Below are 15,558 nucleotides of genomic sequence, written 5' to 3' on the forward strand. Positions count from 1 at the left end.
ATAGTCCTAAAATTCACTAATTGCGTATTTTAGTCAATTTTAGGACGAATTGCAAAAGATTTCAGGCTGCCTGAAAAGTTGCCAATACACGCCCTACTTCATCGGCTTCTTTTAAAACCCGAATGGCTTCAAACAACTGCCCTGCTTCGGGATACACTTTTTTCATCATACCCAACCATTGTTTTAAACGGGCAACAGGATATTTGTTGTTACTTTCTTTTTCACGGCACAAGGCAAAAAACAAGCGTATCCAATCCATGATTTCTTCATTGAACGTGGCTGCCTGAACCGTTTCGCCATGCAAATATTGCTTAATTTGACGTGCCAAATCAGGCACCATGACCGCCCCACGCCCCAACATCACATCATGACACCCACTTTGTTCACAAATTGCCAGATAATCTGCCACTGAAAATACATCACCATTAGCAACCACAGGAATACCAATATGTGTTTGAATGGCACGTAACCAAGCCCAATGTGCTGGTGGTTCATATCCTTGTACTTTGGTACGTGCATGAACCGTTAAAAGCGATGCCCCTCCTTGTTCAATCGCTTGTGCATTTTGCAAACACAAATCGGTGTTTTCATAACCCAAACGCATTTTGGCACTTAACACGATGTTTTCAGGCAGCCTATCGCGTAGATGGCGTACAATTTGATAAACACGTTCAGGCTCTTTGAGTAATACCGCACCACCTTGATGTTTATTCACAGTTGGCGCAGGACAACCAAAATTCACATCTATCTTTTCTACACCCAAAAGTACTGCTTCCAAGGCGTTTACTGCCATCATTTCTTTATCGCTGCCTAGAATCTGTGCCACACAAGGCACACCTGCAAAAGTGTGATTATGGTATGCGATTTCAGGCACATGCCGCAACCAAGTTTGTTTGGAATGAACGGTGTGCGTGATGCGAACAAATTCACTCACACATTCATCATAACCGCCAATTCGAGTCAGCAGGTCGCGCATCACGTCATCGCATAGCCCTTGCATGGGGGCAAGGATTAATCTTTGTTTTTGATGATGGTTCATCACAATCCATTCATTTTACAGGCTGCCTGAAACATTTGATTTACTCGGTACAACATCAATAATCCACACTTCCGATTGTGAACCCAAGCGAAATGGTACGCCCCAAAAACCGTAGCCTGACGTGACAACAAAATGGCTGTGGTTGATTTGTTCGTAACCATAATGAATGCGATTGAGAAAACGCACAATCAAATTGGCTGGGAAAACTTGCCCATTGTGAACATGTCCCGATACTTGTAAATCAATCGGTAATTGGGCGTGTTGTATGACGTTGTCTGGGCGATGGTCAAGCAAGAAAATGGGCTGACTGGTATCGGTTTGTTGCAAAACTTGGGCAGCAGTTTGTCTGCCTTCTCGCATCAGTTGGTCAGGTAAGCCGACAACCCAAAATTGCTGGTTCACTTGTACAGCACGATTGGTCAAAACCGTGATGCCTGCTTGTTCCAAAGTTTGTGTGATGATTTCGTTTTGTGGCTGTCCGCTGTAACCGACATCATGATTGCCTATGGTGGCATATACCCCAAGTGGCGCACGCAGATGACGGAGGTGTTCACCCATGTTTTGCGCTTCGTATGCTTGTGTGTTGTCGTCCATGATGTCGCCTGGTAGGAAAATCATGTCCACTTGTTCGCGCTGCATAATGGCAACCAAATCATCAATTTGTTTGTTGCCAAATAATGCACCCAAATGGGTGTCGCTTGCCAAACCAATGCGAATGGGTTTATCTAAATATTTGTTAATGTGAATGGTTTGGTAACGAACAATTGGGGTGTAGGCATTGTATAAGGCAAGTGCGTAAATGCCAATGAGCAATAAAGGTGCAAATAAGCGTAAATGTCTTTGATGGTGTTCAGGCTGCCTGAAACGGCGCAATGCAAAAGACAGGCTGCTCACAATAATGGTGGTAAACAAGGTAAACAGCAGCAACACCAGCCAGTTGGCACTGATGCGAAACATGGAGGGAACAATTCGGGTGAATGTGAATAAAATCAGTCCATTACTCAATAAGAATATCCCAATTATGACGATGCGGCGGATTTTGGTGTGGTGCAAGGCAAATTGCCAAATGAGTGCGCGTGCAAAAACATAATTGAAAACTTGTAACACAGTCAGAATAAAAATGGGAAAAAAAAGGGTTTTCATGATATTTTTTGTGTGTGATTGATGTGAAAAAGGGACGATATAGTGAATTCAATTTAAACCAGCACAGCGTTACCAACGCCCTTATGTACCAAGTCATGGTTGCTGTCGCCTTGTTCTGATTTATAAAACAGATTGAAAGGCTGCCTGAAACGGTTATGACGTTTTCAGGCAGCCTGTTGGTTCAGTTGCTCATCATAATAATGCGTCTATCATATTTTTGTCTTTATTATTTTCATTTTTGGGCTGCGCAGGGCTAACTGGCTTTAAGGGTTTGGCATTGTTTTCCCTGCGTTTTTGAGATACTTCATGATCTAATACAGGGCTATTTGCTTTTAACTCGTAAGCTGCATTATTTTGTGGTACAGCATTGATGGGCTCCAAAGGTCGTCCGCGATTTGATGTAGGTTGATTGTGTTCTGTCACAACTGCATTGTTCAATTCGGTAGAGTTTGCTTTTGGTGCTGCCAGCTTTTTCGCAGCAGAAGGTGTATTTTCTTTAAGTAATGCGTTCTGACTTTCAATCATGGTGGATTGTGGTTCAGAAGCTTGAATGGCAACTTGTGATGCATTGCGAAATACGGGGGCATCACCACGCTTGTTATCAGGCGACATGATTTCAATTTTTGGGGTTTGCTGCTGTTCATGCCTTTGCGCGGTCATTTGAGGGGTTTGGGTTAATTCCAAATACAGCATGTACATTAACCCCCCTACCACAAATGTACCCACAACCAATAGCGTTAGCAATACATTGGTAAACGTTAAACCGCGTTTCTTGTCGTTTTGTTTCATGACCTATTCCGTTTTTCAGGCAGCATCAAGCTGCCTGAAAATAGTTTCATAATGATGTTTTAGGGATAATTTTCGTACAATGTAACCACTTTTTGCACGCCTGCTGTGGTGCTTACCACTTGATTGACATCAGCTTGTTGTTGTGGTGTCAGCATACCCATAACATAAACCACGCTATTGTACGTTACCACTTTAACATGACCTGCATACACACCTGCTACATTCAATAAGCGCGTACGCAATTTGGTGGTAATCCAAGTATCGTTACTGGCATCAAGCATGCTTCGCGCCATAGGCGTTACCACAATGTGGTTATAAACATCTTTCACATTGTCATCTTGCCGCGCCACTTGTTCAACAAGCTGGCGATCGCTTTCGCTGGCAACGTGTCCCAATAAGAGTACACGACGGTTGTAACTCACAATGGACAAACTGGGCGAATACGCTGATGCGCTGGGACTGCCTTTCAAGGCACTTTTTGCTTTGTAATGGATGCGATTTTCTATGGTTTCATCATCAATTTGTGTACCCAATGTACGGCGATTGGCAAGGCTGTTACCACCTACTGCCGCACCACCAATCAATGCCGCAGCGCAACCGCTTAATACTGATGCCAATAAAGCAAGCAAAATCACATTTTTGGCTGTTTTCAGGCTGCCTGAAAGAAATTGTGCAAACATGATGAGCTCCGTTGTAAGTTAATAGAGATGATTGTACATTCATAATCTTAATATCACGACTTTAATTATGAATTATGAACGGTTTAGTTACCATATTGTAGGCATGCGACATCACAATTTAACATCACACACCTTCTAGTAACATGGTGTCAATGCAATCACATAAAGCATGAACCAATAAAATGTGAATTTCTTGAATGCGAGCCGTGCGCTGATGCGGTACATTCAACAGAACGTCATTGGGTTTTAACATTTGTGCGATTTTACCGCCATCACGCCCCGTAAACGCCACCACGCGCATATCGCGTTCATGTGCCGCTCGAATGGCTTCCATAATATTGACTGAATTGCCTGATGTGGAAATGCCAATGAGTACATCACCTGCTCTGCCCAATGCACGTACTTGTTTGCTGAAAATGTGCTCAAAACCATAATCGTTGCCAATGGCAGTTAGAGCAGAGGTATCAGTCGTTAAGGCGATGGCTGCTAATTCCATGCGTTCTTTTTCAAAACGCCCTGTCATTTCCGCTGCAAAATGCTGTGCATCAGCCGCCGAACCGCCATTGCCACACAATAAAATTTTGCCGTCATTTGCCAATGTACCAAACAATAACTGGGCAGCTTGGGCAGTATTTTCTGTTAAAAACGATTCCGCCTTTTGCTTGGCGACAATGCTTTCTTGAAAATGCGAAGCAATGCGTTGATTTAAATTCATCAATTTCTCCTTATCCTGTTAAATTTTGAATCCATTGCGGTGGATTTTGACCTTGTATCAAAACCGCATCAAGGCGACAAGCTTGTTTATGCAGATGATGAGTCTGCAAATAATGTTCTATGCTGCGTTGCAATTTTGCCAATTTACTGGCACCAATGCTGTATGCCACACCACCAAAAGCAGTATTTTTTCGGTATTTCACTTCAATAAACAACAGTAGGCTGCCTGAACGCATGATTAAGTCAATCTCGCCATAAGCACAATGCCAGTTCCTTGCCAGTAAAATACAGCCCTGTGCTTGTAAAAACGCCAATGCGACATTTTCAGCAGCTTGTCCTGTGGTATGGTTTAACTTCATTTCAGGCTGCCTGAAATTCTGCGTGCCGCTTGTTCGGCTGCGGTTAAAGCAATTTTATCGCGCACATACAGCAATTCTGCACGCGCAGCTGGCACAGCAGCATAATGCCCACTTTGCGCCAAACGCAAAAAATCCAGCGCAGTTGGCATATCCGCACACATTTTAACTGCATTAGGCTGCCTGAAAAAATCAGGCAAATTGTCCAAAGCAAAGGCATTGCCTACGCCAACTATTTCAGAGAAAAGTGTATTTTCAGGCAGCAGGATTTCACTGGCTTTGCCCACAGAATAAGTACTCAATCGTTTATGCCCTGTTTCATTTGCCAAATACCACGCATAAAACACTTCGCCCATACGCGCATCGCTTGCTGCCAAAATCAATTTGGGTAATTGATTGCTGCCTGAAATTTGCGCTGCAACTGCGTCCAAAGCTGGCACACCAATTAAAGGGGTATTAAATGGCGTTGCCAAACCCTGTGCAATACCCAAACCAATCCTTAAACCTGTGAACGCGCCTGCACCTTGATTGTAAACCAACACTCCCAAGTCAGCCACCGTGATGCCTGCCTGAACCAATAAGTCTTGTATGTTGGGCAAAATCAATTCAGCTTGACGATTAACCGCTTCCACATGAATTTGCCATACTTTTCCCTCTGATTGCAAAGCCAGCGACAAAAATGTTGTGGCAGTATCCATTGCCAAAATGGGGCGTGAAAAATCAGGCTGCATGATTCATTCTCAATTTGAAAGTGGGCAATTATAGCACCAAGCCAAGCGAAAAAGCAGTTTATGCCACACTAGGCTGTCTGAAAAATCAAGAACGGAAAGCATCACTTAAATAACGGTCGCGAAAACGTTTTACGGCATCAAGTCGTGCTTCTCCTTCCAATAAAGCAATTTGCCGCGCTTCCGCCAACATCGGCACAATACGACTGCGCGGATAATGTTGCTCATAACGCGCCCACTCTGCTTCAATTTCGCGGTAAAACTGACGCAACTGTTCGGCTTCTGGTTCATCGTATTCTACCGCTTCCACAGGGGTATTATCCAAGCCAAACAAAAACAAATAAGTATTCCACTGGAATTTTTGTTCCGCTTCATCAAGCAAAGCTGAATTGGGATAATTTTGTACAAAACGCTCCCATGCCGCCGCTCGGTCTGCCAGCTCACGCCAAGACACCACAACCGCTCCATCCATACTGTCCACCAATGTACTTTCACGGTCTTGTTGCAAAATGAAATCGCGGTATTCAGATGTAGTTTTAGTTGCAAACAATTCGGTCTCAATGCCCACTTTGGGTACTATGGCTGCCACACCACCGCCCAAGTCCTCATAGCGTAAACCGTATTCATTCAAATGATTAATGTGTTTTTGCATATTGGCACTGGGTTTACTTTGTCTCGATATGGCATCATAGTCCCAATTCGCATCGTTTAAAAAATCATCTAAAAACAACTGCTCTTGTGCATTGATGGCTTCCAATGCTGTTATGACTTGTTTTCGGTATTCAATATAAAATTGATCCGCTTGTACTGGTGACAGATTTTTAAGTTTAGCCAGTGCCGCCTGATTGATATTGGCATAATGTGCGTACACATTGGTTTCTGCTGACACAACAGCGACCTTCTGTTTGCTAGGCACAGAAACCACTGGCGCAGCAGATGCAGACGATGATTCTGTTTTTTCATCGGAACACGCTGCCAATAAACACCAAACAAGGGAAAAAATCAGATATTGCAGTCTCATCATTTAGATTGAATTTCAAAACAATTTAATGAATGTGGGCTCACAAATAGGCTGCCTGAAACCGTTCAGGCAGCCTGATTAACGGTATCTTCAACTTGCAACTGGCGCACTGCCGCATCATAAGCCGCTTTTTCACGGCGATAAATTTCATATATGCATGCATCGCCACATTCACTGCCACAACATTCCCAATCTTCGGGCGGTTCAGGTTTGGGTGGCAAAGTAGCAAGGTCAAGCTTCTGGGTCGCATCCATCGTAAATTTCCAAAATACTACCTGCAAATTCAATCACATCGCCACCGCGAATTTTCGCAGTTTTGCGTGTTTCCACCTGACCATTACGTTTCACTTTACCTGCGGCAATCACGGCTTTGGCTTGTCCTCCACTTTCACTCAAACCCGCCAATTTCAATAAATCACATAAGGCAATGTATTCTTGGTCTTCTAAATAAACATTGGCTTGCATATTGACCCTTTCAGGCAGTCTGAAAAACAGCGATACACACATTTTCGCCCGATGCTGCCGTCAATGCTTGATTTAATATCGCAAAAAATTCACTACCGTCTCGCGCAGCGAGCCATGCGCCATTTTGGTAAGCGAAATGGTAACCACCGCTTTTAGCAGCAATCCACAATTCTTGATTAGGTGTATGCCGATTAACAATGATTTGCGTACCATCATCAGCTTCTATGGTTAGCACATTACCATGAGTTTGACAATCAAAATCCCAATCGCCTTGGTCTAATTCATCTTCAATATGGGCAAACAGTTGGTCTGTGTGTTGCAAAAATTCGGTTTCAGTCATGATTTGCTGTATTCTATCTCAGAAAGTGTTAAGATGCGCATCTTGCCACATTTTAGGCTGCCTGAAAAGTTGGCAAATCAACCTCAAACTCAATACCAAGCTGCCTGAAACAGCTTATAAGCCAGAAAGCCACACCATGAAACGGATTGCATTTACCTCATTGTCTGCCCTTTTGCTCTGTGCCTGTGGTTACAAAGGCAAACTTTATTTACCATACGAAAACGACAAGGCAAAATTTGCACCCGTCCAAACAGGCATTGATTTTAAACGCCGCGACACCCCCAAGCAATCCAATCCAACTCCACCAACCCCAATAAAACAAACCATTTAATCATGACTCAATTTTGCGAAAACCTCTCCTTTACCGAACTGGCCGAACAATTTGGCACACCTTTATACGTTTACAGCCAAAACGCCATGAGTGCAGCATTTAAACGTTACCAAACCGCTTTTGCCGCCACCCAACCCTTAATTTGCTATGCCGTCAAAGCCAACAGCAATTTAAGTGTTTTACAACATTTTGCACGTTTAGGCAGCGGCTTTGACACTGTATCAGGTGGTGAATTAGCACGTGTTCTAGCTGCGGGTGGCGATGCAAGCAAAGTCCTATTTTCAGGCGTAGGTAAAAGTATTACCGAAATTGAATTTGCCTTAAACGCAGGCATCAAATGCTTCAACGTAGAGAGCCTACCTGAGTTAGCACGCATCAATGAAGTGGCAGGCAAATTAGGTAAAACTGCCCCCATTTCCTTACGCATCAACCCCGATGTAGATGCCAAAACCCACCCCTATATTTCCACAGGTCTAAAAGAAAACAAGTTTGGCATTGCCATGAAGGATGCTGAACACGCCTATCAACATGCCAAATCCCTACCCAATTTAAATGTAACTGGCATTGATTGCCACATCGGCTCACAACTCACCGACTTATCGCCACTTATCCAAGCCTGCGAACGTTTGTTGATTCTAATAGACAAATTAGCCAAACAAAATATTGTCTTGCAACACATTGATTTAGGTGGTGGCGTAGGCATAGACTATCACGGCAACCACGAACCTGAATTACAGACCTATGCAGATGCCGTTCATCAAATGTTGCAAAACCGTTCATTAGATTTAATTTTAGAGCCAGGGCGCAGTTTAGTCGGCAACGCAGGTACATTGCTAACTCGAGTCGAATACATCAAACGTGGCGAAGAAAAAAATTTCGTCATAGTAGATGCTGCCATGAATGATTTAATTCGCCCCGCTCTTTACGAAGCCCATCATCAAATTGACAACAATTTTAAAAAAAGCATCACACCTTTTATTGCCGACATTGTCGGTCCCATCTGCGAAACAGGCGACTTTTTGGCACAAAATCGTGAAATTGCAGCCGAAGCAGGCGATTTATTACTGATTCGCAGCGCAGGTGCATACGCCGCAAGCATGGCCAGCAATTACAACACACGCCCACGTGCAGCAGAAGTTTTGGTCAATGGCACACAAGCCCAGTTAATCCGTCATCGTGAAACTTGGGAAATGTTGTTTGCAGACGAAAAAACCTTATTGACACCCTCATAAAAAAGCTTTCAGGCAGCCCCTCCATACAACAGGCTGCCTGAAATTACTGACCGCTGTGCAGATAAAACGCCACAAAAATCCCCCTTTATTCATATTTTTCCGCATCATTTTCACAGTTACCCCGATTATCTTGTATAATTGAACGCATTTATTGTCTTAACTCTAATATATTTAGGCTGCTCGAAACATTCAGCAGCCATTTTGGCAAATTATTTAGGAACAACTAATGAGCATTGGTTTACTGCGCGTATTGGTACAAAAAAAACTAATACCGCAAGATAAAATTGACACCTATCAAAACGCCATCAAAGAAAACAAAAACATCATGTCCATGGTGTTTGGCGACAAAATCATCAATCCCGAAAACTTGGCAGAACTTTTTTCCAACGTTTTCAACTATCCAATGCTGGATTTAAATTATTTTCCACGCAGCAATTTGGTACAAGACGTCATTTCAGAAACCCAAATGATGGAATTGCGTTGTCTACCTTTATTTAAACGTGGCAGAAAACTCTTTTTAGCGGTATCCGACCCCACGCAAATGCAGAATTTCCAAAAAGCCGTATTTTCAAGTGGCTTATCCGTGGAATTGGTGATTGTGCGTGATGACCAACTGTCGCGTATTTTAGAGTGGTTCGGTCAAAGCAACACCAGCTTACTCAAAGAAATGGGCATGGACTCTTCTTTACAAGAATCACAAAGCCAAACCATGATTGTGGACGGAGAAGAAGAGGAAGATGGACCTGTTGCACGCTTTATCCAAAAAATTCTGCATGATGCGGTTGTAGGCGGTGCTTCCGATATTCACTTTGAATTTTACGAATTTATGGCACGCGTACGTTTCCGTACCGATGGCGTACTGCGTGAAATTGTACAGCCACCTTTGAACTTACGCAGTCAATTGGCTTCGCGAATTAAAGTTATGGCAAAATTGGACATTTCCGAAAAACGTGTTCCACAAGACGGTCGCATTCAATTACAATTTTCCAAAAACACCAAAGCCATTGACTTCCGTGTCAATACCATGCCCTGCCTGTTTGGCGAAAAAGTGGTAATGCGTATTTTGAATTCTGATGCTGCCAGTCTGAATATTGACCAACTTGGTTTTGAAGATTTCCAAAAAGACTTGATTTTAGAAGCCATTCATCGCCCATATGGTATGGTGTTGGTAACAGGTCCTACAGGTTCAGGTAAAACAGTCTCACTTTATACCTGCCTGAATATTTTGAATACAGACGATGTAAACATTTCCACCGCCGAAGACCCTGCGGAGATTAACTTACCAGGCATCAATCAAGTAAACGTAAACGACAAACAAGGTCTAACCTTTGAAGCAGCCTTAAAGGCTTTCTTGCGCCAAGACCCAGATATCATCATGATTGGTGAGATTCGCGATTTAGGTACAGCAGACATCGCAATTAAAGCCGCGCAAACGGGTCATATGGTGTTCTCCACTTTACACACCAACAACGCCCCTGCCACTTTATCACGTATGCTAAACATGGGCGTTGCACCATTTAACATTGCCAGCTCGGTCAATTTGATTATGGCACAACGTTTGGCACGCCGTTTGTGTTCCGCTTGCAAACAACCTATGGAACGCCCACCTGAACAAGCATTAAAACAAGCAGGCTTTACCGATGAAGATTTGGCAAAAGATTGGATTATGTATCGAGCAATTGGTTGCGATGCCTGCAAAGGAAAGGGCTACAAAGGTCGTGCAGGCTTATATGAAGTGATGCCTATGACGGAAAAAATGAAAGCCGTTATCATGCGTGGCGGTACAGAAGTAGATATTGCCGAAATTGCTTATGCAGAAGGGCTGGTAGATTTACGTCGCTCTGGTCTTTTAAAAGTCATGCAAGGCATTACCACATTAGAAGAAGTCATTGCAACCACCAATGAATAATTCATTTTTACAATTTTATTTCATCTAAGGATATGGATATGGCTGCCAACACAAGCAAAAAAACAGTCAAAAAAGCCGCTCCTGCTGCTAAACCAGTTAAAAAAGAAAAAGGCAATCGTTACCAGTTTGAAGGTAAAAATCTGCAAACCGATTCTGTCGTTCGTGGTGAAGTTGTCGCCAAAAATGAAGAAGAAGCGCGTCAGAAATTACAGAGACGACAAATTAAGGTAATGACGCTAACCAAAATGAAAAAAACGCGTCAAAAGAAAATCACACAGCAAGACATTACTGTGTTTACCCGTCAGCTTTCCACTATGATGAAAGCAGGCTTACCCATGATGCAAGCATTTGATATTGTTGCAAAAGGACACAGCAATGCTTCCATGACCGAATTATTGATGGCGGTTCGTGGTGATGTGGAACAAGGTATTTCTTTAGCAGAAGCTTTTGCCAAACACCCACGTTACTTTGATAAATTCTATGTGAATTTAGTTGCTGCTGGTGAGGCAGGTGGTGTATTAGAAGGTTTGCTAGACAAATTGGCAACTTATAAAGAAAAAACCCAAGCTATCAAACGCAAAGTAAAAGGTGCATTAACTTACCCTATTGCCATTATCGTTGTTGCCATTGCATTGGTTATTGTGATGATGATGTTCGTTTTACCTGAATTTGGTAAAGTTTATCAAGGTATGGGAGCTGAATTGCCTGCACTGACTCAAACCATGATGGACATTTCCGCATTTTTTGTATCTCATGGCTGGCTGATTATTATAGGCTTAATTGGTGGTGTAGTTGGCTTAATCCAGTTACATAAACACTCACCCAAATTCCAACGACGTGTTGATGCATGGTTATTAAAAGTACCCATTTTTGGCGAAATTGTACGCAAAGCAACCATTGCTCGCTGGTCTCGTACTACTGCAACCCTATTTACTGCGGGCGTACCTTTGGTTGAAGTATTGGATTCTGTCGCGGGCGCATCAGGCAACATCATTTACGAAGAGGCCACCAAAGAAATCCGCTCCAAAGTCAATCAAGGTTTATCCTTAACCTCGGGTATGATTGCCAGCAATTTATTCCCCAATATGGTGGTACAAATGGCTTCTATTGGTGAAGAATCGGGTGCATTAGATGATATGTTGAATAAAACGGCTGAATTTTATGAAGATGAAGTAGACAATGCCGTGAATACCCTGTCATCTCTGATGGAACCCATCATCATGGTTGTTTTGGGTAGCATTATTGGTGTGATTTTGGTTGCCATGTATCTGCCACTCTTCAATATGGGCGATGCAATCGGTTAATTTTATGGATACATTTGCAATCATTGTGGCTTGTCTATTCGGTTTACTTATTGGCAGTTTTTTAAATGTCGTCATTTACAGACTACCTGTAATGCTGGAACGTGAATGGACAAAAGCCGCAAAAGAGCAATTAAATTTACCACAAGATGAGAACGACACGGCAAGATTCAATCTCCTTACTCCTCGTTCTCGTTGTGGTCTATGTGGTTCAGCTGTCAAAACTTGGCAAAATATCCCAATTATCAGTTGGTTAATACTTAAAGGCAAATGTGGTCATTGCAAAACACCGATTGCCATACGCTACCCTTTGGTAGAACTCTTAACCGCTGTATTATTTGGTATTGTGGCTTGGCAATACGGTTACACCAGTATTACCATAGGTGCATGTTTGTTTACTGCTTTCATCATTGCGCTTACCTTTATTGATGCTGATAAACAATTTTTGCCAGACCACTTAACCTTACCCCTTGTTTGGCTCGGTTTGTTGTTTAATCTCTATACTGATTTTATTCCGCTCAAATCAGCCGTTACAGGTACTGTCATCGGTTATCTATCGCTGTGGTTCATCTACCATATTTTCAAATTGCTCACAGGCAAAGAAAGCATGGGATATGGCGATTTTAAAATGTTGGCGGCCATAGGTGCATGGTTAGGTGTATCATCTTTGCCTATTGTCATTATGGCAGCATCCATTATTGGCATTATTGCCGCATTAATAAAGCGAGTTGGACAAGGACAACCCATGGCATTTGGTCCTTGTCTTGGCATAGCAGCTTGGTTTGTCTTGATTTTTTATGCACCGATTGAACAGTTTATCAGCTGGTGGCTGCAAAAATCAGGTTTTTAAGGAATCACTCATGACCATATGGATAGGATTAACAGGTGGTATAGGCAGCGGCAAAAGTCAGGTCGCTGCCTGTTTTGCTTCATTAGGCATTCCCATTATTGATGCCGATGCCATCAATCGCAGCATCATCAACACCCCCAATCATACTGCACTCATCAAAATCAAACAGCATTTTGGCAAATCAGCCCTTGATGACACAGGCTGCCTGAATCGACAATATATGCGTGAACTCATTTTCAGGCAGCAAAAAGCCAAACAACAACTGGAACACATACTCCACCCCCACATCATACAGCATATTCAAATCGCCCAAACCCAATACCACAATGCACCATACGGCATCATAGAACTCCCAACCCTAACCGAACACCCCCATTTTCGACACTTGGTACAGCGGATTTTACTCATTCACAGCCCCAAAGCAGAACGTATCAAACGCGTAAAACAACGTAGTGGCTTAAACGAAGAAAACATACACGCCATCATTAACAACCAAGCCACAGACGAACAGCGTCTAGCGATTGCCGATGACATCATAGACAATTCAGGCAGCCTTGCACAACTACACCAAAACACAGAACAACAACATCACATTTATCTTGCCCTTTACGCCCATTAAATTTCAGTACAAACATCACATCAAGTGAGATAAAATGTGTCTTTCCCATTTCAGGCAGCCTGAAACCACTTGCAAAAGGAAGCAGCCACCATGTTACATTTTGACCATCCACTCTCCGAACGAGTACGCAGTTTGATACGCATTGAACACCTCTTCAACCGTTTCAAACACACTTTGGCAGGCGAAGACAAATGGTCGCATCATGTGGCAATCGGCAGCCTATTTGAAATCATGGAATGTTCATCGCGTGCCGATCTCAAATTAGAAATTTTGCAAGAACTAGAAAGGCAAAGGCAAATCATCAGTCGCAATCAAGCCAACAATCCAGTATTAGACCGGCTGAATCAGGCCACCCAAAACCTACAAGAAATCCAACAAAAATTCGGACAACACATACGCGAAAACGAATGGCTAATGGCACTCAAACAACGTTTTGCCGTAGCAGGTGGTACCACGCCCGTTGAATTACCCAGCTATTATTTTTGGCAAAAGCAAGCAGCAGAACAACGCCGTCAAGATTTAGAAACTTGGAGTCAAGCCATGATGCCCACCTACCAAGCTACAGAATTACTACTGGAAATTTTACGCAGTCATGCCCTGACCAGCGAATGCCAAGCAAACAAAGGGAATTATCAACATAACAGCATGGCACACAATATCCACCTATTAACCATTGAAATTCCAATGGGTGAAAATGCCCTACCTGAAGTATCTGCAAACAAATATTTCACACACATTCGCTTTCTAAGTACCGACCAAAACAGTATGCGTGGTAAACAAATTGAACGCAACATCAAATTCAAAATGATGATGTGCAGTTTTGACCCCATACCCAATAAATAAACCTTTTCAGGCTGCCTGAAACAATTTAACCCCTGATTAATACCATAAAACACATGACTCGACTTGAATACATTGCCGCTGAATTAACTGCCCGCAAACAAACCGTAACCTGTGCCGAATCCTGCACAGGCGGTTTACTCTGTGCCGAACTAACTGCCCTACCTGGCAGTTCTGCCTTTTTTGAACGCGGTTTCATTACCTATGGCAACGATGCAAAAAAACAACTGGTCAATGTCAATGACAGTACCCTACGTCATTACGGTGCAGTAAGCGAAGAAACCGTACGCGAAATGGCATTAGGTGCACTCATTGCCTCCAAATGTGACTATGCCATCAGCATATCAGGCATCGCAGGACCAGACGGCGGCAGCGAAGATAAACCCGTAGGCACAATCTGGTTTGGTTTTGCCACCAAACAACGCATCTGGGCAAAAAAATACTGCTTTTCAGGCAGCCGCAGCGAAATTCGCGGGCAAGCCGTACAATACGCACTTGCCATATTGGAACACTATCTCAAAACGTCCAGCAAATAACCCACAAGCTACCTGAAACACAAAGGAATATTTTTAAAGTGGCACAATTTTTCAGCATTCACCCCGATAACCCACAAACAAGACTACTCAAACAAACAGCCGACATCATACAAAAAGGTGGCATCATCGCCATGCCTACTGATTCTTGCTACGCCCTAGCTTGCAGCTTGGGCAATAAAACAGGCATGGAACGCATACTTACCATTCGCCAAATTGACCAAAAACACCACCTAACCCTACTCTGTGCTGATTTAAGTGAACTGGGCAAATACGCCAAAGTGGACAACAGCCAATTCCGTCAACTCAAGACCACCACACCAGGCAGTTATACTTTCATTCTGCCCGCCACCAAAGAAGTCCCTAACCGCACCCTGCACCCCAAACGCAAAACCATAGGCTTGCGTGTTCCTGACAATACCGTTGCGCTGGCATTATTAAAAGAAATTGGTGAACCCCTTTTGTCTTGCACCCTGATGCTACCTGAAGATTCAGAACCATTGAGCGACCCTTACGAAATCCGCGACCGTTTAGAACATAGCCTTGACGCCGTGATTGACGGTGGTTGGTGCGGCACAGAACCCACCACCGTTATAGACATGACCAATGGCATTGAATTGATACGACAAGGTAAAGGCAATATCGCTCCATTCGGCTTGTAACCCCAA

At 43.2% G+C, this 15,558-nt stretch carries 20 protein-coding genes; 9 read left to right on the top strand and 11 right to left on the bottom strand.

The genetic code is table 11. The annotated features are described in order from the left end of the window. Positions 1 to 61: 61 nt before the first annotated feature. From Q4B82_RS04515 to cyaY, 11 genes are all read right to left on the bottom strand, one after another. Complete coding sequence (locus tag Q4B82_RS04515) at positions 62 to 1,039, bottom strand: tRNA-dihydrouridine synthase (protein ID WP_303065238.1); 978 nt, start codon at positions 1,037 to 1,039, stop codon at positions 62 to 64. Between the two features lie 15 nt (positions 1,040 to 1,054). After that, positions 1,055 to 2,182, bottom strand: coding sequence for a metallophosphoesterase (locus Q4B82_RS04520; protein WP_368501330.1), 1,128 nt, complete (start codon positions 2,180 to 2,182; stop codon positions 1,055 to 1,057). A gap of 192 nt (positions 2,183 to 2,374) precedes the next feature. After that, positions 2,375 to 2,971 carry a hypothetical protein gene (locus Q4B82_RS04525; RefSeq protein WP_303065239.1) on the bottom strand — a complete coding sequence of 199 codons (597 nt, stop codon included), beginning with the start codon at positions 2,969 to 2,971 and terminating at the stop codon, positions 2,375 to 2,377. Positions 2,972 to 3,030: 59 nt separating this feature from the next. Beyond that, complete coding sequence (locus Q4B82_RS04530; protein ID WP_303065240.1) at positions 3,031 to 3,651, bottom strand: BON domain-containing protein; 621 nt, start codon at positions 3,649 to 3,651, stop codon at positions 3,031 to 3,033. 124 nt (positions 3,652 to 3,775) lie between these two features. Next, the gene (locus Q4B82_RS04535; protein WP_303065241.1) at positions 3,776 to 4,369 is read right to left on the bottom strand and encodes a phosphoheptose isomerase; all 594 of its coding nucleotides are present in this window, start codon (positions 4,367 to 4,369) and stop codon (positions 3,776 to 3,778) included. Between the two features lie 7 nt (positions 4,370 to 4,376). Further along, on the bottom strand, positions 4,377 to 4,724 hold the full coding sequence (locus Q4B82_RS04540; RefSeq protein WP_303065242.1) for a YraN family protein: 348 nt from the start codon (positions 4,722 to 4,724) through the stop codon (positions 4,377 to 4,379). Further along, entirely contained in the window at positions 4,721 to 5,452 is a 732-nt protein-coding gene (gene tsaB, locus Q4B82_RS04545) for a tRNA (adenosine(37)-N6)-threonylcarbamoyltransferase complex dimerization subunit type 1 TsaB (protein WP_303065243.1), read from the bottom strand. The genes Q4B82_RS04540 and tsaB overlap by 4 nt, the downstream gene beginning before the upstream one ends. Before the next feature lie 85 nt (positions 5,453 to 5,537). Further along, positions 5,538 to 6,470: a hypothetical protein gene (locus Q4B82_RS04550; RefSeq protein WP_303065244.1), complete on the bottom strand. Its 933-nt coding sequence runs from the start codon at positions 6,468 to 6,470 to the stop codon at positions 5,538 to 5,540. A gap of 65 nt (positions 6,471 to 6,535) precedes the next feature. Continuing rightward, positions 6,536 to 6,724 carry an oxidoreductase-like domain-containing protein gene (locus Q4B82_RS04555; protein ID WP_303065245.1) on the bottom strand — a complete coding sequence of 63 codons (189 nt, stop codon included), beginning with the start codon at positions 6,722 to 6,724 and terminating at the stop codon, positions 6,536 to 6,538. Next, positions 6,702 to 6,935, bottom strand: coding sequence for an RNA-binding S4 domain-containing protein (locus Q4B82_RS04560; protein ID WP_303065246.1), 234 nt, complete (start codon positions 6,933 to 6,935; stop codon positions 6,702 to 6,704). The genes Q4B82_RS04555 and Q4B82_RS04560 overlap by 23 nt, the downstream gene beginning before the upstream one ends. 10 nt (positions 6,936 to 6,945) lie before the next feature. Beyond that, the gene (gene cyaY / locus Q4B82_RS04565) at positions 6,946 to 7,278 is read right to left on the bottom strand and encodes an iron donor protein CyaY (protein WP_303065271.1); all 333 of its coding nucleotides are present in this window, start codon (positions 7,276 to 7,278) and stop codon (positions 6,946 to 6,948) included. Positions 7,279 to 7,411: 133 nt separating this feature from the next. Here cyaY and Q4B82_RS04570 point away from each other — a divergent pair, with 133 nt between their 5' ends. The 9 genes from Q4B82_RS04570 (at position 7,412) to Q4B82_RS04610 (ending at position 15,552) form a co-directional block, all read left to right on the top strand. Beyond that, the gene (locus Q4B82_RS04570) at positions 7,412 to 7,606 is read left to right on the top strand and encodes a lipoprotein (protein ID WP_303065272.1); all 195 of its coding nucleotides are present in this window, start codon (positions 7,412 to 7,414) and stop codon (positions 7,604 to 7,606) included. A gap of 2 nt (positions 7,607 to 7,608) precedes the next feature. Next, entirely contained in the window at positions 7,609 to 8,838 is a 1,230-nt protein-coding gene (gene lysA, locus Q4B82_RS04575) for a diaminopimelate decarboxylase (RefSeq protein ID WP_303065247.1), read from the top strand. A 226-nt stretch (positions 8,839 to 9,064) separates the two neighbouring features. Then, complete coding sequence (pilB, locus tag Q4B82_RS04580) at positions 9,065 to 10,747, top strand: type IV-A pilus assembly ATPase PilB (protein WP_303065248.1); 1,683 nt, start codon at positions 9,065 to 9,067, stop codon at positions 10,745 to 10,747. 38 nt (positions 10,748 to 10,785) lie between these two features. Next, complete coding sequence (locus tag Q4B82_RS04585) at positions 10,786 to 12,051, top strand: type II secretion system F family protein (protein ID WP_303065249.1); 1,266 nt, start codon at positions 10,786 to 10,788, stop codon at positions 12,049 to 12,051. Positions 12,052 to 12,055: 4 nt separating this feature from the next. Beyond that, positions 12,056 to 12,898: an A24 family peptidase gene (locus tag Q4B82_RS04590; protein WP_303065250.1), complete on the top strand. Its 843-nt coding sequence runs from the start codon at positions 12,056 to 12,058 to the stop codon at positions 12,896 to 12,898. A 10-nt stretch (positions 12,899 to 12,908) separates the two neighbouring features. Next, a complete protein-coding gene (gene coaE / locus Q4B82_RS04595) occupies positions 12,909 to 13,517 on the top strand; it encodes a dephospho-CoA kinase (protein ID WP_303065251.1) in 609 nt (202 codons plus the stop codon). Positions 13,518 to 13,607: 90 nt separating this feature from the next. Beyond that, complete coding sequence (gene zapD / locus Q4B82_RS04600; RefSeq protein ID WP_303065252.1) at positions 13,608 to 14,360, top strand: cell division protein ZapD; 753 nt, start codon at positions 13,608 to 13,610, stop codon at positions 14,358 to 14,360. A gap of 53 nt (positions 14,361 to 14,413) precedes the next feature. Beyond that, entirely contained in the window at positions 14,414 to 14,893 is a 480-nt protein-coding gene (locus Q4B82_RS04605; protein ID WP_303065253.1) for a CinA family protein, read from the top strand. 38 nt (positions 14,894 to 14,931) lie between these two features. Beyond that, complete coding sequence (locus Q4B82_RS04610) at positions 14,932 to 15,552, top strand: L-threonylcarbamoyladenylate synthase (protein ID WP_303065254.1); 621 nt, start codon at positions 14,932 to 14,934, stop codon at positions 15,550 to 15,552. Positions 15,553 to 15,558 lie beyond the last annotated feature (6 nt).

The sequence above is a fragment of the Alysiella sp. genome (assembly GCF_030525755.1).
Classification (GTDB): domain Bacteria; phylum Pseudomonadota; class Gammaproteobacteria; order Burkholderiales; family Neisseriaceae; genus Simonsiella.

Excerpts from the sequence above, each read along its gene's own strand:
- Q4B82_RS04515 (WP_303065238.1), bottom strand. The coding sequence starts at position 1,039 with ATGAACCATCATCAAAAACAAAGATTAATCCTTGCCCCCATGCAAGGG.
- Q4B82_RS04520 (WP_368501330.1), bottom strand. The coding sequence starts at position 2,182 with ATGAAAACCCTTTTTTTTCCCATTTTTATTCTGACTGTGTTACAAGTT.
- Q4B82_RS04525 (WP_303065239.1), bottom strand. The coding sequence starts at position 2,971 with ATGAAACAAAACGACAAGAAACGCGGTTTAACGTTTACCAATGTATTG.
- Q4B82_RS04530 (WP_303065240.1), bottom strand. The coding sequence starts at position 3,651 with ATGTTTGCACAATTTCTTTCAGGCAGCCTGAAAACAGCCAAAAATGTG.
- Q4B82_RS04540 (WP_303065242.1), bottom strand. The coding sequence starts at position 4,724 with ATGAAGTTAAACCATACCACAGGACAAGCTGCTGAAAATGTCGCATTG.
- tsaB (WP_303065243.1), bottom strand. The coding sequence starts at position 5,452 with ATGCAGCCTGATTTTTCACGCCCCATTTTGGCAATGGATACTGCCACA.
- Q4B82_RS04550 (WP_303065244.1), bottom strand. The coding sequence starts at position 6,470 with ATGAGACTGCAATATCTGATTTTTTCCCTTGTTTGGTGTTTATTGGCA.
- Q4B82_RS04555 (WP_303065245.1), bottom strand. The coding sequence starts at position 6,724 with ATGGATGCGACCCAGAAGCTTGACCTTGCTACTTTGCCACCCAAACCT.
- Q4B82_RS04560 (WP_303065246.1), bottom strand. The coding sequence starts at position 6,935 with ATGCAAGCCAATGTTTATTTAGAAGACCAAGAATACATTGCCTTATGT.
- Q4B82_RS04570 (WP_303065272.1), top strand. The coding sequence starts at position 7,412 with ATGAAACGGATTGCATTTACCTCATTGTCTGCCCTTTTGCTCTGTGCC.
- lysA (WP_303065247.1), top strand. The coding sequence starts at position 7,609 with ATGACTCAATTTTGCGAAAACCTCTCCTTTACCGAACTGGCCGAACAA.
- pilB (WP_303065248.1), top strand. The coding sequence starts at position 9,065 with ATGAGCATTGGTTTACTGCGCGTATTGGTACAAAAAAAACTAATACCG.
- Q4B82_RS04585 (WP_303065249.1), top strand. The coding sequence starts at position 10,786 with ATGGCTGCCAACACAAGCAAAAAAACAGTCAAAAAAGCCGCTCCTGCT.
- Q4B82_RS04590 (WP_303065250.1), top strand. The coding sequence starts at position 12,056 with ATGGATACATTTGCAATCATTGTGGCTTGTCTATTCGGTTTACTTATT.
- coaE (WP_303065251.1), top strand. The coding sequence starts at position 12,909 with ATGACCATATGGATAGGATTAACAGGTGGTATAGGCAGCGGCAAAAGT.
- zapD (WP_303065252.1), top strand. The coding sequence starts at position 13,608 with ATGTTACATTTTGACCATCCACTCTCCGAACGAGTACGCAGTTTGATA.
- Q4B82_RS04605 (WP_303065253.1), top strand. The coding sequence starts at position 14,414 with ATGACTCGACTTGAATACATTGCCGCTGAATTAACTGCCCGCAAACAA.